The organism is Streptomyces sp. NPDC056948, from assembly GCF_042674225.1.
GTDB lineage: Bacteria > Actinomycetota > Actinomycetes > Streptomycetales > Streptomycetaceae > Streptomyces > Streptomyces purpurascens.
Window position 1 is genome coordinate 1 of the sequence record NZ_JBHUQX010000533.1, and the last position, 5,356, is coordinate 5,356.

At 71.6% G+C, this 5,356-nt stretch carries 3 protein-coding genes; 1 reads left to right on the top strand and 2 read right to left on the bottom strand.

Annotated elements, in window-relative coordinates; genetic code table 11:
* Window positions 1-21: 21 nt before the first annotated feature.
* Window positions 22-1,785 carry an aspartate--tRNA ligase gene (gene aspS, locus ACFTZL_RS40355; RefSeq protein WP_382594172.1) on the bottom strand — a complete coding sequence of 588 codons (1,764 nt, stop codon included), beginning with the start codon at window positions 1,783-1,785 and terminating at the stop codon, window positions 22-24.
* Window positions 1,786-1,942: 157 nt separating this feature from the next.
* Between aspS and ACFTZL_RS40360 the strand changes: the two genes are divergently transcribed.
* Window positions 1,943-4,081, top strand: a complete 2,139-nt coding sequence (locus ACFTZL_RS40360; protein WP_382594175.1) for a SpoIIE family protein phosphatase — start codon at window positions 1,943-1,945, stop codon at window positions 4,079-4,081.
* Here the strand turns inward: ACFTZL_RS40360 and ACFTZL_RS40365 are convergent.
* Window positions 4,036-5,130: an AI-2E family transporter gene (locus ACFTZL_RS40365; protein WP_382594178.1), complete on the bottom strand. Its 1,095-nt coding sequence runs from the start codon at window positions 5,128-5,130 to the stop codon at window positions 4,036-4,038. The genes ACFTZL_RS40360 and ACFTZL_RS40365 overlap by 46 nt on opposite strands.
* Between the last annotated feature and the right edge of the window lie 226 nt (window positions 5,131-5,356).

The following is a 5,356-nucleotide window of genomic DNA, read 5'->3' on the forward strand; positions in this document are numbered from 1 at the left end:
CCTACGAATGAGCCAGAGGTCCTACTTCGGCTGCGGCTTGCGCACCGACAGGTGCAGCTCCCTCAGCCGCGCCTCCTCCAGCTCCGTCGGCGCGCCCATCATGAGGTCCTGGGCGTTGCCGTTGAGCGGGAAGGAGATGGTCTCGCGGATGTTGGGCTCGTCGGCGAGCAGCATGACGATGCGGTCGACGCCCGGGGCGATGCCGCCGTGCGGCGGGGCGCCGAAGCGGAAGGCGCGCAGCATGCCGGCGAACTTCTCCTCGACGGTCTCCCGGTCGTACCCGGCGATCTCGAAGGCCTTGAGCATGATCTCCGGCTCGTGGTTCCGGATCGCGCCGGAGGACAGCTCGACACCGTTGCAGACGATGTCGTACTGCCAGCCCAGGACGTCCAGCGGGTCCTGGGTCTCCAGGGCCTCCAGACCGCCCTGCGGCATGGAGAACGGGTTGTGCGAGAAGTCGATCGCGCCGGTCTCCTCGTCCTTCTCGTACATCGGGAAGTCGACGATCCAGCAGAAGCGGAAGACGCCCTCCTCGAAGTGCCCGGCGCGCTTGGCGGCCTCGACCCGCACCGCGCCCATGATCTTCGAGACCTCGTCGAACTCGCCCGCGCCGAAGAACACGGCGTGACCGGCCGCCAGGGACAGACGCTTGGTCAGCTCCGCGACGTTCTCCTCGGTGAGGAACTTCGCGATCGGGCCGGACAGCGAACCGTCCTCGGCGACGCGGACCCAGGCCAGGCCCTTGGCGCCCTGCGAGACGGCGTAGTCACCGAGCTGGTCGAAGAACTTGCGGGGCTGCGCCGAGACGTCCGGCACCGCCAGGGCCCGCACGTGCTTGCCGGCGAACGCCTTGAACTCCGAGCCCTCGAAGATGTCGGTGATGTCGGTGAGTTCGAGCTGGGCGCGCAGGTCCGGCTTGTCGGAGCCGTACGTGAGCATCGCCTCGCGGAACGGGATCCGCGGGAACGGCGAGGTGACGTGGCGTCCGCCGCCGAACTCCTCGAACAGCTCGGTCATCAGCTTCTCGACCGGCTGGAAGACGTCCTCCTGCTCGACGAAGCTCATCTCGACGTCGAGCTGGTAGAACTCGCCCGGCGAGCGGTCCGCGCGCGCGTCCTCGTCGCGGAAGCAGGGCGCGATCTGGAAGTAGCGGTCGAAGCCGGAGATCATCAGCAGCTGCTTGAACTGCTGGGGCGCCTGCGGAAGGGCGTAGAACCTGCCCGGGTGCAGGCGGGACGGGACGACGAAGTCGCGGGCGCCCTCGGGGGAGGTCGCGGACAGGATCGGCGTCGCCATCTCGTTGAAGCCCAGCGCCGTCATCTTGTGCCGGATCGCCGAGATGACCGCCGTGCGCAGCATGATGTTGCGGTGCATGCGCTCGCGGCGCAGGTCAAGGAAGCGGTACTCCAGGCGCCGCTCCTCGTTGACCCCGTCCTCGGCGTTGATGGTGAAGGGCAGCGGGGCGGCCGCGCCGAGCAGCTCGACGTCGCCGACCTCGACCTCGACCTCGCCGGTCGGCAGCTCGGAGTTGATGTTCTCGGCGCCGCGGGAGACGACCTTGCCGTCGATGCGGACGGTCGACTCCTTGGAGAGCTTGTCGAGAGCTTCGTAGGAGGGGGTGCCGGGACGGGCCACGAGCTGCGTGATGCCGTAGTGATCGCGCAGATCGATGAAGAGGATGCCGCCCAGGTCGCGCCGATTGTGCAGCCAGCCACTCAGCCGGACGTCGGTGCCGACGTCAGAGGAGCGGAGCTCGCCGCAGGTGTGGGACCTGTACCGATGCATCGTCGTTCATCCAGTCTTCGCTGATCGGGGTCTGTGTTTCACGTGAAACTGGTCCCCAGCGTACCGGGCAGGGCAAGATCGGCTCTCCACAGTTAACGATCGAGCACACTTCAGTCTTCGGTGGCAGTGTTCGATCCCCTCTTCTTAAAGTAGGGCAATGCGCACTGGCGAGCCCCTGCCCGCCGTGGGGGAGGCCCTCGCCGCCCTCGCGACCGGCCTATGGCACTGGGACACCGCTACCGGGCTGGTCACGGTCGACGCCGAGGCGGCACGGCTGCTCGGCCTGCCCACCGAGCAGGTCAGCCTCACGGAGGCTCAGGCCCGGGCCCGGCTGCACCCGGTCGACTGGAACGAGATCACCGGCGTGGTCCAGCTCGCCGTCGCCGAGGGCACTCTCGCCGAGGTGCGGATCCGCGTCATGGACGAGCAGGGCCGGATCGTCCGCATCGTCCGCAGCCGCTCCAAGCCGTCCTTCGACCGGGCCCGGAAGGCGTACCGGCTGATCGGCACCCTCCAGGAGGTCACGGAGCCGACGCCGGGCACCCCGGCCGGGCGCAGCGCGGTCACCGGCGACTGGCGGCGCTCCCGGGAGGCGTTCCTGCTGGACGCGGGCCGGGCACTGGCCGAGGCGCGCTCCACGCAGGAGGTGCTGCGGGTCACGGCCAATCTGTCGATGCCGGGGTTCTCGCCGGACGGCCTCGCGGTGTTCGGCGTGGCGGGCGACCGGCTGACGATCATCGGCCACCACGGGCAACAGCCGGGCACCGAGAGCCCGTTCTCGGACATGCCGCTGGACACGGACTACCCGGCCGCCGAGGCGGCGCGCACCGGCCGGGCCGTGTATCTGTCCTCCCCCGAGCAGTACAAGGCCCGCTACCCGCTGACCTGGCCGCTCGCCGAGCGCTTCGGCCGCCGGTCCTGGGCGTTCCTGCCGCTGACCGTGGCCGGCCGCACGATGGGCGCGTGGATGGCCGCCTTCACCTATCCGGTCGCCTTCACACCGGACGAGCGGTCCGTGCTGGCGACGGTGGCGCGGATGCTGGCGCAGGCCCTGACCCGGGCGGGTGTGGCCGAGAGCGAACGGGCGCTGACCGACGGGCTCCAGCGCACGATGCTGCCGAGGCTCGGTTCGCAGCGCATCCCGGGCATGAGCGTCGCCGCCCGCTACGTCCCCACCGGCGGCGGACTCCAGGTCGGCGGCGACTGGTACGACGTGATCCCGCTGCCGAGCGGGCGGTTCGCGCTGGTCATCGGCGACGTCCAGGGTCATGACGTACATGCGGCCGGCCTGATGGGCCAGCTTCGGATCGCCCTGCGGGCCTACGCCTCGGAGGGCCACCGGCCGGACGCGGTGCTCTCCCGCGCCTCCCGCTTCCTGCACGGCATCAGCGACGAGGACCCGTCCGACCCGCGCTTCGCGACCTGCGTGTACGTCGAGGTCGACCCGGCGACGGGGGTGCTGGACATCGCCCGTGCCGGGCACCCGGACCCGGCGTTCCGGATGGCCGACGGCACGGTGCTGACGCGGCCGACGCCGGGCGGCCTGCCCCTGGGCATCGACCCGGACGCCGACTACCCCACGACCCGGCTCGCGCTGGAACCCGACGAGACCATGCTGATCTGCACGGACGGCCTGATCGAGACCGGCGGCCACGACCTGGACACCGGCTGGCGGCGGCTGCGCGTGATCCTGGAGGAGCACAAGGGCGATCTGGAGGAACTCGCCGACACCCTGGTGCAGGCCGTGCACGGGCCGTCCTCGCACCACACCACCGGCCCGCTGGCCGACCGCCGCGAGGACGACATCGCCATGCTGCTGCTCAGCCGGGAGGGCGACGGCTGCGGGTGCGGCGACTCCATGACCGCGGTGCGCCCGGTGCGGCGCACGGTGCTGACCGTCGCGCAGGCCGAGCCCGAGCGGGTCGCGGCGGCCCGGCAGCAGCTACGCGAGCTGCAGCACGACTGGGCCTCGCCGGACCAGGTCGACTCGGCGGTACTGCTGCTGTCCGAGCTGCTCACGAACGTCCTCGTGCACACCGACTCCGACGCGCTGCTCGTCGCCGAGATCACCGGCGCGGTGGGGGAGCGGCGGCTGCGCATCGAGGTCACGGACGGCGGTGACGACCTGCCGCACAAGCGCAGACCCGGCGAGCTGGCGTCCTCCGGCCGCGGCCTGGTGCTGATCGAACTGCTCGCGCACGCCTGGGGGGTGGACCCGCGGGGCCAGGGCAAGAGCATCTGGTTCGAGCTCTACGAGTCCGTGGACGGCTCGGGCGACGGCTCCTGGTCGCCGTAGCGGGTGCGGAGCTCCTGGAGGACGCCGAAGGCGGCCGCGGTGAGCGGCACGGCGAGCAGCATGCCGAGCACGCCTGCGACGGACGCGCCGGCCGTGATCGCCACCATCACCACCGCCGGGTGCATCTGCACGGTCCGGCTCTGGATCACCGGCTGGAGCACATGCCCCTCCAGCACCTGCACCGCGAGTACGACCCCCAGCACCCACAGCGCGATCACGAACCCCCGGTCGGCGAGCGCGACCAGCACGGCCACGGCGCCCGAGATGAAGGCGCCGAGGTAGGGGATGTACGCCCCGACGAAGACCAGCGCGCCCAGTCCCGCCGCGCCCGGCACGTCCAGGACGAGCAGCCCCACGGTGATGCAGAGGGCGTCGATGAGCGCGATGAAAGTGGTGCCGCGCATGAATCCCTCGACGGCGTGGAAGGCCCGCCGCGCCATGGCCTCCAGGGTGTCGGCCGAACCCAGGGGGGCCAGGCTCCGCAGGGTCTTGGTGGCCTTGTCGGAGTCGCGCAGGAAGAAGAAGACGAGCAGCAGCGCGAGCACGGCGATGGCGAGGGACTCGCCGACGACACTGACCCCGCTGATCACACCGGAGGCGGCGGTACCGCCGAACTTGCCCAGCAGCTCACGCGCGTTGGAGGCGAGGTCGTCCAGCGAGGTCCCGGCGGCCCCGAAGTGCTCGGAGACACCGCGGGCGGCCTGTTTGAGCGAGGCGACGATCTCGTCGCCCGTGTCGATGAGCGCGGCGACCACGATGTACACGGCCCCGCCCACCACGGCGACCACGGCCACACAGGTGAGCCCGGCCGCGACCGACCGCTGCACCCCGGCCTTCACGAGCCGCCGGTGCAACGGCCCGAGCAGCGCCGTCCCCAGCAGCGCGAGCAGCACGGGCACGACAGCGGTCCGGAACTCGTCACACAGCCGGATCCCGACGTAGACGACCCCGGAGACGAGCAGGATCAGCGCGCACCAGGCGGCGAGGCGCCGGAGGGGGCCCGGGAGAAGCGTCCCGGCCCCGGCCGCGATCGGATCGGAGTCCTGCACCCCTCCACCCGACCACGCCCCGAACGCCCCGTCCCGCCGGAACGGCCCGCCCGGGTGACGGGGCGTCAGTGCCGCTGGCCGGATCGCCGGTTCAGGTTGCGGCGCCGCCCACACGGACACGCGCCCCGAGCCCGCCGACACCACGGGACGCCGAGGCCCGCCACCGCCGCCGCGAGCGACCGCGCGACGTCCGCCTCCGAGGCGACCCGAACGGGAAGACCCACCG